Consider the following 16235-nt stretch of genomic DNA (forward strand, 5'->3'; position numbering starts at 1 on the left):
TGGCGTCGTCACACCGCAAACCAACACATCTGATTCAGTTTACACAAAAACGGACCTATCTTCATGAAATCCCACGTTAAAGCGGTTGTCATTGGCGGCGGCGTCGTTGGCTGCTCGGTTCTCTACCACCTGGCCAAGGCCGGCTGGACCGACATCATGCTGATCGAGCGCTCAGAGCTGACCTCCGGCTCGTCCTGGCACGCGGCGGGCGGCTTCCACACACTCAACGGCGATCCCAATGTCGCCAAGCTGCAGGCCTATACGGTGCAGCTCTACAAGGAGATCGAGGAGATCTCCGGCCAGTCCTGCTCGCTGCATCTAACCGGCGGCGTGATGATGGCCGATACGCCCGAACGCATGGACTTTCTGCGGCTGGCCCACGCCAAGGGCCGCTATCTCGGCATGGACACCGAGCTGATTACCCCATCCGAAGCCAAGGCAATGTTCCCGCTGATGGATGAGACCAATTTCGTCGGCGCCATGTGGGACCCGGTCGAAGGCCATCTCGACCCCTCCGGCACCACCATCGCCTACTCCAAGGCGGCCAAGAAACTCGGCGCCGAGATCGTGCTGCGCAACCGCGTCGTCGACCTGACGCAGCAGCCGGACGGCACCTGGAATGTCGTCACCGAGCAAGGCACGGTTCATGCCGAGCATGTCGTCAATTGCGGTGGCCTGTGGGCGCGCGAGATCGGCCGCATGGTCGGCGTCGAACTGCCGGTTCTGGCCATGGAGCACATGTACCTGCTCACCGAGCCGATGCCGGAGGTGGAGGAGTTCAACAAGTCGACCGGCCGCGAGATGATCGGTGTGCTCGACTTCAAGGGCGAGATCTACACCCGCCAGGAGCGCAACGGCATCCTGCTCGGCACCTATGAAAAGGCCTGCAAGCCGTGGTCACCGGTCAACACCCCCTGGGATTTTGGCCATGAGCTGCTGCCGCCGGATCTCGACCGCATCGCGCCGTCGCTGGAGATCGGCTTCAAGCATTTCCCCGGCATCGAGAAGGCCGGCATCAAGCAGATCATCAACGGCCCCTTCACCTTCGCGCTCGACGGCAACCCGCTGGTCGGTCCGGTTCAGGGTCTGACCAATTTCTGGTGCGCCTGCGCCGTCATGGCCGGCTTCAGCCAGGGCGGCGGCGTCGGCCTCGCTCTGTCCAACTGGATGGTGCATGGCGATCCGGGCTTCGACGTCTGGGGCATGGATGTCGCCCGCTTCGGTGAATGGGCCGGCCTACGCTACACCAACGCCAAGGTGCGCGAAAACTATTCGCGCCGCTTCTCCATCCGCTTCCCCAATGAAGAGCTGCCGGCGGCACGCCCGGCGCAGACGACGCCGCTCTACGACACCATGCTCGCCAACAACGCCGTCATGGGCGACAGCTGGGGTCTGGAAACCCCGCTGTGGTTCGCGCCAAAGGGCAAGGAGCCCAGGGATATCGTCTCCTTCCACCGCTCCAACGATTTCGGCCCGATCGGTGAGGAAGTGCGCGCCACGCGCGAGCGCGTTGGCGTCACCGAGATCGCCAACTTCGCCAAATACGAAGTGTCGGGAGCGGGCGCGGAAGAATTCCTCAACCGCCTGATGACCAACCGCATGCCGAAGACCGGCCGCATCGTGCTGACGCCGATGGTCAACGAATTCGGCAAGCTGATCGGCGACTTCACCATCGCCAAGGCGGGCGAAGACCGCTTCATGATCTGGGGTTCGTCGGCCGCGCAGAAATACCACATGCGCTGGTTCGAAAAGCATCTGCCGAAGGACGGTTCGGTGCGCATCCACCGCTTCGACCAGACGCTGGTCGGCCTGTCGATCGCTGGGCCGAAGTCGCGTGACCTCCTGCAGAAACTGGTCGATGTCGACATCTCGACCAAGGCGTTCCGCTTCATGGATTTCCGAGAGATGGCGGTCGGTGGCGCGCCCTGCCTGGTCAACCGCATCACCTACACCGGCGATCTCGGCTACGAAATCTGGATGGCGCCAGCCTATGAGCGGCTGGTGTACAAGGCAATCAAGGACGCCGGCGAGGAATTCGGCCTCGTCGATTTCGGCATGCGCGCTTTGCTGTCGATGCGTCTGGAAAAGAACTTCCCGACCTGGTTCCGCGAGCTGCGGCCGATCTACGGGCCGTTCGAAGGTTCGATGGACCGGTTCATCAAGCTCGAGAAGAATGATTTCATTGGCCGTGAAGCCGCCGCCAAGGAACAGGCGGAAGGTCCGAAGCTACGCCGCGTTTCCTTCATCGTCGACGCTGCCGATGCCGATGTGATGGGCGACGAGCCGATCTGGGCCAAGGTCAGCAAGGATTACGGCACGGTGGAAAAGCCGCATGGCTACGGCGCGCCGCGTTTCGATACATCCGGCAAGGAAATCCGTGGTTCCAAGGCTGCTGAAGGCGCGTCCGCCGTGCGCGGCATCGTCGACGGCGACTGGCGCGTTGTCGGCTGGGTCACGTCGGGCGGTTATGCCCATTATGTCCAGAAGTCGATGGCGCAAGGCTATGTGCCTGCGGCATTGGCCGAGGACGAAAGCGCGGGACTGTTCGAGATCGAGATCCTCGGACACCGCCGTCCGGCCCGCATCAACGTCGAAGCGCCCTTCGATCCAAGCGGCGAGAAGATGCGGACCTGAGGTTACGGTGTGAGCCAGACATCGGGCGGGAGCTTCGGCCGCCATCGCAAGATCATGCCGTTCGAGCCAGGCTCGATCGAGGCCTTGCGCGACGCCTCCCGCCAGAAGGCGGCGTCACTCAACCAGCATGTGATGGGCTATGGCGCCCAGGCTGAAGCGGAATGGGCGGTGGCGGGCATTGCCGCGCCCGATCTGCCGGCGATGCGCAAATACCGGCTTGAGCGCATCCGCGCCGAGCTGAAGCGGCGCGGCTATGCCGGCGCCCTGCTCTACGACCCGGTCAACATCCGCTACGCCACCGACAGCACCAACATGCAGCTGTGGGTGGCGCACAACCCGACGCGGCATTGTTTCGTCGCCACCGAAGGTCCGGTGGTGCTGTTTGACTATTTTTCCTGCGAGCATCTGTCCGACCATTCCGGCGTCGTCGATGAGGTGCGGCCGGCGGTGTCGTGGATGTATCTCTATGGCGGCGAGCTGACCGAACAAAAAGTCCGCCGCTGGGCCGCCGGCATCGCCGATCTGGTGAGAGAACATGGCGGCGGCAACAGCCGCATCGCCGTCGACCACCTCAATCCCGAAGGCGTCGAGGAACTCGCCCGCCTTGGCATCTCCATCGGCAATGGCGAAGCGGTGATGGAAAATGCGCGGCTGATCAAATCACCTGATGAAATCCTCGCCATGCGCCGCGCCATCGTCGCCTGCGAGGCGGCGATGGGCGAGATGGAACAGGCCTTGAAGCCGGGCATCTCCGAGAACGAACTCTGGGCAGAACTGCACCGCGGCAACATCGCGCGTGGCGGTGAATGGATCGAGACGCGGCTGCTGGCCTCCGGCCCGCGCACCAACCCGTGGTTCCAGGAATGCTCGTCGCGCATCATCGAGGCAGGCGACCTCGTCGCCTTCGATACAGACCTGATCGGCCCCTATGGCTTTTGCGCCGACCTGTCGCGCACCTGGCTGTGCGGCGATATAAAGCCGACCAACGAGCAGCGCGACCTGTTCCGTATTGCCGCTGAGCAGATCGTGCAAAACACTGAAATGATGCAGCCCGGCATCTCGTTTCGCGACCTTGTCGAGCGCTCGGTCGTGCCACCGGGAGACTGCTTCCCGACCCGCTACGGCGTGCTTTACCATGGCGTCGGCCTGGCCGACGAATACCCGACCTTGCCGCATGCCAGCGACTGGACGTCAGACACACCCGACGGCGTGATCGAACCCGGCACGGTGTTGTGCGTGGAAAGCTATATTGGCAGGCTTGGTGGCCGTGAGGGCGTCAAGATCGAGGAGCAGATCCTGATCACCGGGACCGGCAACGAGCAGCTTTCAACCTACCCGTTGGATGCGAGGCTGCTCGGCTAGGCCGGCAAGGGCCTCGCGCATGGCCCGGACTGTCTTTTCCGGCGTCGTCCTGGCGGTGATGAACGGCAGGCCCTTGCGCCGTGCCGTCCAGCCGACAACAGCCACTTTCCGAGCCGCTGGTTCGAAACGCTGCGCCAGCGCCCAGCTTTCACAGTCGATCGCCGCGACATCCGCCCTGCCCTCGGCCACAGTGACGATGGAGCCGCGATGGCCACCACTTTCGCTGCGCGATGAAAAGATATCGAGGGTTTCGCCGGCCGCTTTCAGGTCCCGCGTCAGTGCGATGATACCCGACATGGAATCCAGGCTGTTGAAGGTGAAATGCTTGCCACGGATGAGATCAAGCGGAAGCACGGCCTTGCCGTCGGCGGCTGACCGAACCTCGTCGCCCTCGCCTGCCCGCATCACCAATGCGCTGGAATAGAACTCGCCTTGCCCACCCTCATAGGCGTCGTAGCTCGGTTGGCCAACCACTTGCACATGGCTCGACAGACCAAGTTCCATCGGCCCCCAGCACGTCTGCACGAACAGCAGCGCCGGGTGCAGCCACAATTTATGGAAATCGAGCTCATCTGGCGGCAGCGTCGCCGGATCGGGTGCGATCAGCTTGCCCTCGGCATCGCGGATACCGCCGGGCACCGGCGGCAGGTCGCCATTGCGGCGCACGATGGTCTGCGGCGCATCAATCCCTTTTTGCCGTAAGGCGTCCCGAAATTGGGCCCACTGCGCGTCGACCTCGCGGCGCACTTCAGGCCAGTCATACATCGGCAATGCCGCAATCAATTCACTCATGCCGATATCAAATCATCATGTCTGGAGAAAGGATCGCAAAAACGCGGCGCCGAAGCAGAATTCGACGACACGGGTTCGGGCTCGGGATTATTCCTTTGGCGGCTCGGCCGGAACCGGTGCACTGCCAAGCCCATTGATGCTGCGCGCCCGGATGCGTGGCTTGAACGCCCGGCCATGCTCAGCCGCACGCCGCAGCACCGGATGCACGATCGGCTCCTTCGCCTTGAAGGCATAGGCCTTGATCAGTGCGAAATAGTTCGGGTAGGCATAACCATTGTTCATCCGCAGCCACTCGTCACGACGGTCGCGAAACAGCTTGGGCAGCTTGTACCAGGCCACCGTCGGCGTCTTGTGGTGAACGAAGTGCAGATTGTTGTTGAGGAACAGGAACGACAGCGGCGAACGCTCGATGATCACCGTGCGGCCTTCCGGATGCTCGGACCATTGATGCTCGGCAAAAGTGCGGATCGCAATCAGCGACTGGCCGAGCCAGACCGGCGCCAGAATGTAGAGCCACAGCGGAATGCCGAAGCCGAACTGCACGATCGGCGCCACGATGGCGAGACCGATCGCATGCAGCAGCCAGGCTTTGCGGCTCGCCTTGTCGCCGGCAACAATATGCTTGGCATCGTCGATGAAGAAGCCGACGCAGGACAGCCAAGGGCCGAGCAAGAAACGGCCGGCCATGGTGTTGTTGATCTTGAGCAGGAATTTCATCGTCGGCGGCAAATCGTCATGCTGCCACAGCGCCTGGTAGTAGCTCTCGGGATCGTCGAGCGGATCGGTCAGCCGCTCATCGGCATGGTGGCGCAAATGCAGCGTCTTGAAGCGGCGGAACGGCCACACGAGGCCGATCGGCAGGAAGACGAAGGCTTCGTTGATCAGCGCACTGCGCGTCGGATGCCCATGCAGCACTTCGTGCATGATCGACGACTGCAGTGCCAAGACAAAGCCGAGAATGAGGAGAGCCAGGATCGGGTAAGACGGCCAGAGCAGGAACCCGGCGGCGAGCCACGTTCCGTAACAGAAGACTGCGAGGACCACGGTCGGCCACTCGATGGCCGCTGCGCTGCGTCGCTTGATGCTCTTGCCTGCCATGCTATCGACCACTGTCCCTCAGTCGCCGGAACCCCAATTGGCTCCTGACAGCATAGTGTCAGGAGAAATGATTCCACTCAACGCGACAAAGTGCACAAAATGTTGCCATTGCGCATTTTTGGCTGCATATGTTGTATATTGTAAACAACCTTAGGGATTCATTTACGCATGGAGAGCCTGATCGGCGACCTCAGCGCAAATTTTTCCTAAGACCGCGCGGAGAACGAACGGTGGACAAACGCGACCTGTCAGCAATCTTTCGGGAGCGGTTGAAGCTGCTCCTGACACGATCCGACCTCAACCAGTCGGCATTCGCGTCAGCAGTGGGCATAGATCGGTCGGCGCTGTCGCAGCTGATGTCCGGTGCCTCGACGCGCCTGCCACGCGCCGAAACGCTGCTCAACATCGCCGCCGAATTCAAGGTGTCGCTGGACTGGCTGCTTGGCCTCAGCCAGGACGAAGGCGTCACCGGTGAAATCCGCGAAAGCCTGGAGATCGAGGAAGCACGCGACGGTTTCGACCGCACGCTGCTCGCCAAATGGTTCGCCGAAGCGGCGGGCACCAAGATCCGCTATGTGCCAGCCGGCATTCCCGATCTTCTGCGAACGCACGCGCTCGTCGACTACGAAGCCAACATCACCAACCGGAGCCGTCTGACGCAAGCTAACGAAACCCAATACCGCATCGAATACAACCGGCGTCCGGAGACCGACATGGAGGTCTGCATGCCGCGCCACACGCTGGAGATTTTTGCGCGCGGCCTCGGCGTCTGGGACCGTTTTCCGGAGGCTGACCGCCGGCAGCAGCTCGCCCATATGGCGACGCTGCTCGACGATCTCTATCCGACCTTTCGCCTGTTTCTTTATGATGGCCGCATGCGCTATTCGATCCCGCTTACCATCTTCGGACCCTACCGGGCTGCCATCTATGTCGGCGACATGTATGTCGTGCTGAACGCCACGCAGCCGGTCCAGGCGCTGACCCAGCATTTCGACAATCTGATCCGCGTTGCCGACATCAACCCGCACGAGGCCGCCGCCTTCGCGCGCAATCTGGCCGGCATGTCGTTTCCATCAGGCTCTGTCTGATCGACCGCAACCGTGGTCATTGGAGTCCCTGCCCCCTACACAGTCGGGGCCAGAAACCATTGCCGAAGGACAATCCATGCCAGAGCCACGCCGTATCGTCGTCCCTCCCCAGTCGGGCCGCTCCATTCGTGTTTCGCGCGGCGATCTCGTGCGCATCATCGACCCGCAGGGTCAGCAGGTCGCCGATCTCTGGGCGTTTGCAACAGCGGATCAGCTCGACTGGCTGAGCACGTCGCAGACCCGCGACATCACCGAGCGCCTTTTCCCCGGCATTGGCGACCATTTCTACAGTGCCGCCGCCAAGCCGATGCTGACGCTGGTCGAGAACGCATCGCCTGGCCCGCATGACATGCTCTACCCCGCTTGCGACTCGGCCCTCTACGAGCGAGCCGGCTTCCCCAACCACCCGAATTGCCGGGACAATCTGATGCAGGCGTTGGCCAGCGAGGGTATATTGCTGCCCTTTGCCCCCGATCCCGTCGATCTCTTCCAGAATTCCTTGCCGCAGCCGGACGGACGGCTGGTGGTCGAGGCCTCGATCAATCCGCCTGGCGGCAATGTGACGTTGCGCGCCGAACAGGATTTGCTGCTGGTGGTTACCGCCTGTTCGGTCGACTATTACCCGACCAATGGCGGGGTCTGCACCGAAATCGCCGTCGAGATCACATCCGGATCGTGAACAACGGCTTCAGCCGGAAGGTTGCGGCAAAACATTGACTAGACATAAAGACTTCTTTATATCCTTATTCGAATTCGAAACACGAAAGCCAATCCGATGACGACGACCAATCCGATCGATGCGCTGCTGGCTGAAAAGGGTGTGCTGCTGGCCGATGGCGCCACCGGCACCAATCTGTTCGCGATGGGCCTGGAGGCCGGCGAGGCGCCGGAGCTGCTCAACGAAACCGCGCCCGACACCATCACCAGCCTGCACCAGAACTTCGTCGATGCCGGCGCCGACATCATCCTGACCAACTCCTTTGGCGGCACCCGCCATCGGCTGAAACTCCACCATGCGCAGGACCGTGTGCATGCGCTGAACAAGCGCGCCGCCGAGATTGCCCGGGCGGTTGCCGACAAGGCCGGCCGCAAGGTGATCGTTGCCGGCTCCGTCGGCCCGACCGGCGAATTGCTGGTGCCGCTTGGCGCCATGACCTATGACGAGGCGGTCGGGGCCTTTGCCGAACAGATCGAGGGACTCAAGGAAGGCGGCGCCGAAGTCGCCTGGATCGAAACCATGTCGGCGCCCGACGAAATCCGCGCTGCCGCCGAAGCAGCGATCCGCGTCGGCCTGCCCTACACCTATACCGGGTCGTTCGACACTGCCGGCCGCACCATGATGGGCCTGTTGCCTAAGGATATCCACGGCGTCGTTGACGGCCTATCTGAAGCACCGCTCGGCGTTGGCGCCAATTGCGGCGTCGGTGCCTCGGACATCCTTGCCTCGCTGCTCGACATGACCGAGGCGAAGCCGCAGGCGACAGTGATCGTCAAGGGCAATTGCGGCATTCCCGAATTCCGCGGTACGGAGATTCACTATTCCGGCACGCCGGAACTGATGGCCGACTATGTCCGCCTTGCGGTCGACGGCGGCGCGAAAATCATCGGCGGCTGCTGCGGCACCTCGTTCCAGCACCTAGCCGCCATGCGCACGGCGCTCGACGCCCACACCAAGGCGGATCGTCCGACTGTCGCTGCGATCGTCGAGCGCATCGGTCCGATGCGCAACAAGGTGGCGACGGAAAACACCGCCGAGACCAGCGAAGCGCGCCGCGAACGGCGGCGCGGCCGCGCCTGAAGCTTTTTTGATTATTCGCTGTTGTCGGCGTAGCTCGACTGCGCCGACTTGAAGTCGACCACATTGTCGCCGCGCATCGTCATCAGTGCGCCCGAGGCGCCTGGATCCGTTATCTGTTCCAGCATGGCGCGGAAGCGGTCGTTGGTCAGTGCCGACATTGCGGTATTGCGCGCCTGTGCGACATTGTCGCTGATACGCTTGGATTCGGATGATGGCGCTGATGAAACCGACGAGGTTTCCCGTGCCGGCGGTATCGGGTTGGCGATAGTCCTGATCTGCAATTCCGGCTCCCTCAAGCCCCGTAGACCTTTCCGGTGTAACAAGAGGGAGTTGCGATCCGGTACTGGAAATGCCGCGCAATTTAACGATCCAAGCAGATCGCTGCAAACCTGAGATGTCGCCGTCGTTGGGGCGGCTAAATCAACGGCGGAAAAAGCTTGCGCAGGAACCCATTGAACCAGGCGGCTTGCGCCGCATCGTGCAGGACCATGAGGCGATCCTGCTCCTCGCGCGTCTGTGCGCCCGGCTTGTCATAATTCGCTGTCGGGCGGTTCTGCACCCGCTGAAATCCTATTGGCGTTACCTCCGCATGGAATTGCAGGCCGTACACCTTGTCGCCGATACGGAAAGCCTGATTGGGGAAAAGGTCGCTCGAGGCAAGATGCTGGGCGCCCTCCGGCAGTTCGAAGCCATGCCAGTGTGATTGCGTCACATGGATCGGCGCAGGCAGGAAATCCTCAGCTCCGGCAGCGGGATAAAGTGGATAACAGCCAAATTCGTTTACCCCGCCTGCCGGCGGACCGACATGCGCGCCGTGAAGCCAGGCAATTTGCTGAGCGCCCTGGCAAATACCGAGCAATGGGATACCGGCATTCATGCAGAAGTCGATAAACCGGTACTCGTCCATCAAAAACGGATGCAGCACCGTATCGTAGACATTGTACATGCCGCCGTAGACGACGCCGCCTGCGACACCCTCATCCGCATCCAGCGCCTCTCCGGCATAGGCACGACGCAAGACCGGCTCGTAGCCGTTTTGCCCGAGATAAGTGAACACGCGGTCGTCCGCTGGTTCATCGCTGTGTCGCACCAGAATAATACGCTTCTTCATGGTCCTGCCTTTCCCCTCGCCAGAATGGGTGGCGCAAGAGAGCCGCGCAACAAAAAAAGGCCGGCAAGGGAATAACCCCTCGCCGGCCTGCCTCACCCGCCCGTAGGCCGGTTTCCCGTATCAGAACGATCCCATCTGAAAGAAACCGGCCGTCATCGCCACTACCGGTTACCGCCCAGCGCCGAGGCAAGGCGCACGAGTGAGAGGAACTCTGACCTGTACCCAAACGGGTCGGCTCCTCGGGCGGCAGTGGCAATCTCCATGATCTTGTCGTAACCGAACTTCGCGGTCGCATCTTCGTCGCGCAGCTTCTGGCCGAAGGCCGCAACCGCAACGGAGAAGCGCTGGTCGGTGCTGGCCTGGTCAAAGGACGCCACCTCGTTGGCTGATGTCACCGGCGTGGTGATCAGCTTCGAGACGTCCTCGGTCGGCAGCTTGTAGCGGATCTTGACGAAGGCATATTCGTCCGCATTGGCGACGCCGCCATTGTTCACCGTCGCCTGGCCGTAGCGCAGCGGGTCGATCTGTTCGCCGCCGCTGCCCTTCGGCGTGATCTCGTAGATCGCGGTGACAGAGTGGCCCGAGCCGATATCGCCGGCGTCGACGCGGTCATTGTTGAAATCCTCGCGGTTCAGCGCCCGCGTCTCGTAGCCGATCAGGCGGTATTCCGAGACCTTGTTGGGGTTGAACTCGACCTGGATCTTCACATCCTTGGCGATCGGGAACAGTGTCGAGGAAGCATCCTCGACCAGCACCTTCTCCGCCTCCGCCAGCGTGTCGATATAGGCCGCGGTGCCGTTGCCGTTCTGGGCGATGGTCTGCATCATCTGGTCATTCAGATTGTCGTGGCCGAAGCCGAACACCGACAGGAAGACACCGGACTTGCGCTCCTGTTCGATCAGGCGCTTGAGATCATCATCGTCGCTCTGGCCGACATTGAAGTCGCCATCGGTGGCCAGCATCACCCGGTTGACGCCGTCCTTGATGAAGGATTGCTGGGCAAGCTTGTAGGCCTCCTTGATGCCTGCCTCACCGGCCGTCGAACCGCCCGGCTGCAAATTGTCGATGGCATTGAGGATCTTGTCCTTTTCGGCAGCCTTGGTCGGCATCAGAACGGTGCCGGCCTCTCCGGCATAGGTGACGATGGAGATCGTGTCGTCGGCCTTCAGCTTGCTGACCAGCAGGCGGAATGCAGACTTGAGCAGCGGCAGCTTGTCCGGCTCGTCCATCGAACCCGAGACATCGATCAGGAACACCAGATTGGCCTTCGGCTGCTCGGTCGGCTTGATGTCGAAGCCCTTGATGGCGACATGCATCAGCTTGGTGTGCTCGTTCCACGGCGTCGGCATGACGCTGACGGTCGAGTTGAACGGCGTCGACGCCGAGTCCGGCCCCTTCCAGTCATAGGGGAAGTAATTGATCATCTCCTCGACCCGTACCGTGTCGGCCTGCGGCACGGACCCTTCCTTCAGCGAACGGCGCACGAAGGAATAGGAGGCGGTGTCGACATCGATCGAGAAGGTCGAGACCGGGTCTTGCAGGGCCGCATGCACCGGATTGGTCTTGACGCCCTCGATGCGATTGCGGTTTTCCTCTTGCGGCGCGATCTGGTCCGCCGGCGCGGTAGGCAGCGGCGCCATCAGCTTGGATTCATCAGCCGGCATGCGGGCAACCCGCGATGGCGCGTTTGTCGTGCCGTCGAGCGCGAACTCGCCTGTCGGGGCCGGTGCTGGCTTGTAAGCCCGCAAAGTGGCCGACTCGGGTTCGTTGACTGTTGCCGGGGCCTGATTCGGCGTCACGTCACGCGTGCGTCCATCCTGCTGCGCCACGCCGCCTGCGGCAGTCGTCTTCGGCTGCGGCGGCGAGGCTGGTGGCGCAAGAGCATCGCTGACATCGCGGCTTTCCACATCCGCGTCGGCCTTCTTGTCCTTCGCCAGTTCCGTCGGAGCCTGCTTCGGCTCGGCGGCGATCGGCTTCAAGGTCGCCGGCTTGTCGGCCAGCGTCTCTGTGACCTTCTGGTCGCCGCCGAATTTGGGCGGCTGCTCCCTCAGCAGATGGAAGGTGGCGTATCCGGCGATCGGCAGGGCGACAAGCCCGGCAAGGGCCGGCGTGGCAATGAGTTTCTTTTGCATGATCTCGCTCCAGAGCTTTTGTGCTCGCTCTGTGAGACGAAGGCCGCCGACCGATCCTTGGGTGACAGCGGAAATATTTTCCTGATCATAGGCGCGCAGGGCGGCTTCGAAGGCGCGCGCCTTGGCGCTCTCGCCTGGTGCCGGTACTGCTGCGTCGCGCAGCCTGTTGAGTTCGTTGTCGTCGACCATGGTCACACTTCCCCGGCTGAGCGCATCAGCGTCTTCAGCCGTTTCTTCGCTTCATGGATGTGCCAGGAAACCGTCGTCTCCGAGATCGCCATCGCCTCGGCGGCGGCCGCGTGGCTCCAGCCCTCGCCATAGACCAGCAGCACGGCGTCGCGCTGCTTGTCCGGCAATTGCCGTACAGCCGCCCAGAGTGCCTCGACCGGATCCTCGCTCTCGGCCGGGGCCTCTCCCGAGATCAAGGCATGGACGCCGTAAGCCTCGGTCTTCACCGTCTCGCGCGCGGTCTTGCGCATCATGTCGCGCGCCGCATTCATCGTCACGGAATAGAGCCATGTCGTGAAAGCGCCACCGCCGCGATAGTCGCGGATCGCCTTGCCGAGCCGGACGCAGACCTCCTGGGCGATGTCTTCGGCATCGGCCTTCTTGCCGCACCAGCGATAGGCGGCGCGATAGACGAAGTCGTAGTGACGCTCCAGCAATTTGCCGAAGGCCCCTCTGTCTCCGCCCTTCGCCCGCCCGATCAGTTCGGCGTCGGAGGCTTCGCTCTCATCCAGCATCATCGCCATCATTTGTCAGTTGGACGAAGGCTAATGGCCAATCCTTTGGGTTATGGAAAGATTTTTTTCAGCTTGGTGCTTTGACGCCCGGATCGCCCGCTGGGGCGGCTTCACATCAGGCGCAAGAAAGCGTGACCTGTCGTCATCGGCCATGGCGCTGGCAATTCCATCTCGACTCGGGTCTCTGGTTCTCTTGCTCATGCTCCAACAAAGAGATGGCTGCCGCCAGAACGTTGAACATGTCGGAACCGGAAACACCACCTGCCCCTAGCTGCTCGCAGCTGTTCTGGATTTTCACCCGCATCGCCTTGACGAGTTTCGGCGGTGGATTGAGCGGCTGGCTGCTGCGGGAGTTTGTTCAAAACCGCAAGTGGATGACGCAGGAAGAATTTCTCAACGGCCTGTCGATTTCCCAGGCGCTGCCGGGCGTGAACGTCAAGAACATGGCGGTCTGGATCGGCTACCGGCTGCTTGGCTGGCGTGGCGCCATCATTGGTTTTGTCGGCATCATCGTCCCGCCTGCCATCGTCATTGTCCTGTTGGGGACACTATTCTCCTCCTTGTCGCGCTATCCGCTGACGCATGTGGCATTGACGGGAGCCGCAGCGGCCGCTGTCGGCCTTTCGCTGTCAATGGGCATCACGGCCGCGCGAGCCTTGCCTCGAAACGCCTTTCCCATTGCGATCATGGCAGCCACATTCGTTGCCGTCGCACTTCTGCACTGGCCGCTTTTCTGGGTCGTCCTCGCCGCCGGTTTTGTGAGCGTAGCCTATGCCTACGCCAGGGCAGGTTGATGAGCGACAACCCACACACTTCGTTGTTGCTGAGCCTGCTGGCGGTATTTGCTCCGCTCTCCCTCGTAACCATCGGCGGCGGACAGAGCGCCATTGCCGACATCAACCGGCAGGTCGTTGACGTCCATCAATGGATGACCCAGGCGCAGTTCGTCGATGCGTTCGCCATCTCGCGCATGGCTCCGGGGCCGGGCTCCCTGCTGGTTACGTTGATTGGCTGGCAAGTCGCGGGTTTTTGGGGCGCTGTCGTTTCAACCGTGGCGATTTTCGGCCCAACCACCTTTCTTATCTACGCGGTCGCTCATCTGTGGTCCCGCAACAGCGGCGCGCGCTGGAAGCGAGCGCTGGAGACCGGGCTCCGTCCCGTCGCCGCGGGCATGATCCTGGCTGCGACCTACGTCTTGCTGCAGGCCATCGATGGTGGCTGGTTCGCGCGCGCAGTGGCATTCGCATCAACGGCCACACTGCTTTGGACCAGGGTCAATCCGCTCCTCCTGATCGGCGCGGGTGTTGCTATTTTCATCGCGCTTCATGCGATGAGCCTTGTCTAGGACACCACAGCCTATGCGGCTTGCCCTGCCGCCCAGCCCGACGACCAGGCCCACTGGAAATTGTAGCCGCCAAGCCAGCCGGTAACATCGACGACTTCACCGATGAAGAACAGGCCCGCCACGGATTTCGCCTGCATCGTCTTCTGATCCAGTGCGTTGGTGTCGACCCCGCCCAGCGTCACCTCGGCAGTACGGTAACCCTCGGAACCGGCCGGCTTGATGCGCCAATCATTGACTGCGGCGGCGACGGTTTTGATCTGCGCGTCCGACAGATCGGCCAAATTGCCATCGATGCCGGTCCGCTCGGCGATCGATTGCGCAAGCCGCTTCGGCAGGTGATTCGCCAGCACTGTCTGTACCGCTTGCCGCCCATTGCCGCGCCTTCCGCTGCGAATGATTTCGCCCACATCCATGCCCGGCAGCATGGCGATGCGGATTTCATCGCCCTCACGCCAATAGGACGAGATTTGCAGGATGGATGGTCCACTGACACCGCGATGCGTAAACAGCATCGCCTCCGAGAATCGCGTCTTGCCGCAGGCAACCTCCGCGTCGACGGCATTGCCGGTCAATGGCGCCAGCCGCTCGAGCGTTTTGGCGTCGAAGGTCAGCGGCACCAGCGCCGGCCGCGTTTCGACAATGGCAAGGCCAAACCGTTCGGCAAGCTCATAGCCGAAACCCGTCGCGCCCATCTTGGGGATCGACTTGCCCCCGCAGGCAACGACAACGGACTGACAGATGACCAAGCCAGTGGAGAGGGTAAGCATGAACCCTTCCAAGGTTTTACGGACATCCTTGACCTCGGCAGAGAGTGCCAGCTCGACGCCCCTGCCCTGCATCTCACCGACCAGCATGTCGATGATCTGGCGCGCGGAACCATCACAAAAGAGCTGTCCCAGCGTCTTCTCGTGATAGGCAATCTTGTGCCGCTCGACGAGCCCGATGAAGTCGCGTTGCGTGTAGCGGCTGAGCGCCGAAATGCAGAAATGCGGATTGCCCGAGAGAAAGTTCTTCGGGCTGGCGTGGATGTTGGTGAAATTGCACCGGCCCCCGCCGGAGATGCGGATCTTCTCGCCAGGCATCGCGGCATGATCGAGGATCAGCACCGAACGGCCACGCTTGGCCGTCTCCACGGCGCACATCATTCCGGCGGCACCAGCGCCGATGATCACGACATCGTAGGATTGCATCAGGCGAACCATTCCCGCTCGGCCCCCGCTCATTCAGGGAGCCGCCGCTGCCTGATACCGCGAACGGTTCGGGCAGCCAACAGGCAAGAACAGCGGCGCGAAAACTCAGATCAGCGTTTCGGCGAACAGCGCCGTCAATCGCTTCCAATGGCGCTCAGCACCGGCTTCGTTATAGACGCTGTGATCCGGCACGCACCAGCCATGTGCCATGCCGACATAATTCTCCAGCACATGATCGACTTCGGCATCCCTGAACGCCTCGGCGAGGCGCGTCGACTGTTCCGGCGGGAAGCTTCTATCGACGCCCGCCATGCCGACATAGACGCGCGCCTTGATGGCGGCAGCCTTGCGGTGCGGGCTGTTCGGCGCATCGCTGGCGAGATTGCCGCCATGGAAACTGGCGGCGGCCTTGATCCTGTCCGGATAGGTCGCGGCGGCATTGATCGCCCGCGCGCCGCCCATGCAATAGCCGACGGTGCCGATCGGCCCGGTAACGCCTTCGGCAGCGAGTGCATCGAGAAAGGCGGCGCTGTCGCTGATGGTCATCTCCTGCGTCGTGCCGGTGACCAGCGCCATCAGCGCTGCCTTGGTCTTTTCCTCGGTGAAGGCGGTCTTGGCATCGAACGGGCCGTAAGGCGCGTTGCGATGGAAAAGGTCGGGCACCAGCACCGCATACCCCTCGCCCGCCAGCCGTTCGGCCATCCCGTCGAGCGCCGGGCGCGGACCGAACGCGTCCTGGTAGAGAATGACACCGGCCTTGGCCGGGGAAGCCTTGGCCGAGCGGAACAGGCCCGCCTTGGCCGTACCGTCCCTCGTCTTGATCTGAAGGTTCTGCTTCGTCATTGCCTGCTCCGCTTGTCAGTTGTGCGATACATATCCGCACATACGACAACGGCAAGACATTGCCTGAACACGAAGGTCAACATTTCGTGCAGGCTGGCG

General features: G+C 62.2%; 15 protein-coding genes. 7 read left to right on the forward strand and 8 right to left on the reverse strand.

What is annotated here, in order from left to right; all coding sequences use genetic code 11:
* Window positions 1-63 precede the first annotated feature (63 nt).
* Window positions 64-2634, forward strand: a complete 2571-nt coding sequence (locus tag A3A9_RS0127955) for a GcvT family protein (protein WP_027061590.1) — start codon at window positions 64-66, stop codon at window positions 2632-2634.
* 54 nt (window positions 2635-2688) lie between these two features.
* Entirely contained in the window at window positions 2689-3996 is a 1308-nt protein-coding gene (locus A3A9_RS0127960) for a M24 family metallopeptidase (protein ID WP_051371213.1), read from the forward strand.
* Here A3A9_RS0127960 and A3A9_RS0127965 read toward each other — a convergent pair.
* Both A3A9_RS0127965 and A3A9_RS0127970 read right to left on the reverse strand, forming a co-directional pair.
* On the reverse strand, window positions 3961-4788 hold the full coding sequence (locus A3A9_RS0127965) for a phosphate/phosphite/phosphonate ABC transporter substrate-binding protein (protein WP_027061592.1): 828 nt from the start codon (window positions 4786-4788) through the stop codon (window positions 3961-3963). The two genes, A3A9_RS0127960 and A3A9_RS0127965, sit on opposite strands and share 36 nt — an antisense overlap.
* A gap of 87 nt (window positions 4789-4875) precedes the next feature.
* Complete coding sequence (locus A3A9_RS0127970) at window positions 4876-5886, reverse strand: fatty acid desaturase (protein ID WP_027061593.1); 1011 nt, start codon at window positions 5884-5886, stop codon at window positions 4876-4878.
* A gap of 230 nt (window positions 5887-6116) precedes the next feature.
* Here A3A9_RS0127970 and A3A9_RS0127975 point away from each other — a divergent pair, with 230 nt between their 5' ends.
* The 3 genes from A3A9_RS0127975 to bmt all read left to right on the forward strand — a co-directional run bounded on the left by A3A9_RS0127975 (window position 6117) and on the right by bmt (window position 8772).
* Window positions 6117-6974 carry a helix-turn-helix domain-containing protein gene (locus A3A9_RS0127975; protein WP_027029454.1) on the forward strand — a complete coding sequence of 286 codons (858 nt, stop codon included), beginning with the start codon at window positions 6117-6119 and terminating at the stop codon, window positions 6972-6974.
* Between the two features lie 76 nt (window positions 6975-7050).
* Window positions 7051-7653, forward strand: a complete 603-nt coding sequence (locus tag A3A9_RS0127980; RefSeq protein ID WP_027061594.1) for a DUF1989 domain-containing protein — start codon at window positions 7051-7053, stop codon at window positions 7651-7653.
* 96 nt (window positions 7654-7749) lie between these two features.
* Window positions 7750-8772 (forward strand): betaine--homocysteine S-methyltransferase, encoded by a 1023-nt coding sequence (gene bmt / locus A3A9_RS0127985; RefSeq protein ID WP_027061595.1) that lies wholly within the window; start codon window positions 7750-7752, stop codon window positions 8770-8772.
* A gap of 11 nt (window positions 8773-8783) precedes the next feature.
* Here the strand turns inward: bmt and A3A9_RS44920 are convergent, their stop codons facing one another.
* From A3A9_RS44920 to A3A9_RS0128005, 4 genes are all read right to left on the reverse strand, one after another.
* Window positions 8784-9053 (reverse strand): hypothetical protein, encoded by a 270-nt coding sequence (locus A3A9_RS44920; protein WP_027061596.1) that lies wholly within the window; start codon window positions 9051-9053, stop codon window positions 8784-8786.
* Window positions 9054-9187: 134 nt separating this feature from the next.
* A complete protein-coding gene (locus tag A3A9_RS0127995) occupies window positions 9188-9883 on the reverse strand; it encodes a glutamine amidotransferase-related protein (protein WP_027061597.1) in 696 nt (231 codons plus the stop codon).
* Window positions 9884-10044: 161 nt separating this feature from the next.
* Complete coding sequence (locus A3A9_RS0128000; RefSeq protein WP_027061598.1) at window positions 10045-12204, reverse strand: VWA domain-containing protein; 2160 nt, start codon at window positions 12202-12204, stop codon at window positions 10045-10047.
* 2 nt (window positions 12205-12206) lie between these two features.
* Window positions 12207-12767, reverse strand: coding sequence for an RNA polymerase sigma factor (locus tag A3A9_RS0128005; RefSeq protein WP_027061599.1), 561 nt, complete (start codon window positions 12765-12767; stop codon window positions 12207-12209).
* 71 nt (window positions 12768-12838) lie between these two features.
* Between A3A9_RS0128005 and A3A9_RS0128010 the strand changes: the two genes are divergently transcribed.
* Together A3A9_RS0128010 and A3A9_RS0128015 are read left to right on the forward strand one after the other, a co-directional pair.
* The gene (locus A3A9_RS0128010) at window positions 12839-13552 is read left to right on the forward strand and encodes a chromate transporter (RefSeq protein ID WP_202596414.1); all 714 of its coding nucleotides are present in this window, start codon (window positions 12839-12841) and stop codon (window positions 13550-13552) included.
* Window positions 13552-14103: a chromate transporter gene (locus tag A3A9_RS0128015; protein WP_027061601.1), complete on the forward strand. Its 552-nt coding sequence runs from the start codon at window positions 13552-13554 to the stop codon at window positions 14101-14103. Before A3A9_RS0128010 ends, A3A9_RS0128015 begins: the two co-directional genes overlap by 1 nt.
* An 11-nt stretch (window positions 14104-14114) precedes the next feature.
* Here the strand turns inward: A3A9_RS0128015 and A3A9_RS0128020 are convergent, their stop codons facing one another.
* Both A3A9_RS0128020 and A3A9_RS0128025 read right to left on the reverse strand, forming a co-directional pair.
* On the reverse strand, window positions 14115-15293 hold the full coding sequence (locus A3A9_RS0128020; RefSeq protein WP_027061602.1) for an NAD(P)/FAD-dependent oxidoreductase: 1179 nt from the start codon (window positions 15291-15293) through the stop codon (window positions 14115-14117).
* 105 nt (window positions 15294-15398) lie between these two features.
* The gene (locus A3A9_RS0128025; protein ID WP_027061603.1) at window positions 15399-16136 is read right to left on the reverse strand and encodes a dienelactone hydrolase family protein; all 738 of its coding nucleotides are present in this window, start codon (window positions 16134-16136) and stop codon (window positions 15399-15401) included.
* Window positions 16137-16235: the final 99 nt, after the last annotated feature.

The sequence above is a fragment of the Mesorhizobium loti CJ3sym genome (assembly GCF_000472785.1).
Lineage (GTDB): Bacteria > Pseudomonadota > Alphaproteobacteria > Rhizobiales > Rhizobiaceae > Mesorhizobium > Mesorhizobium loti_E.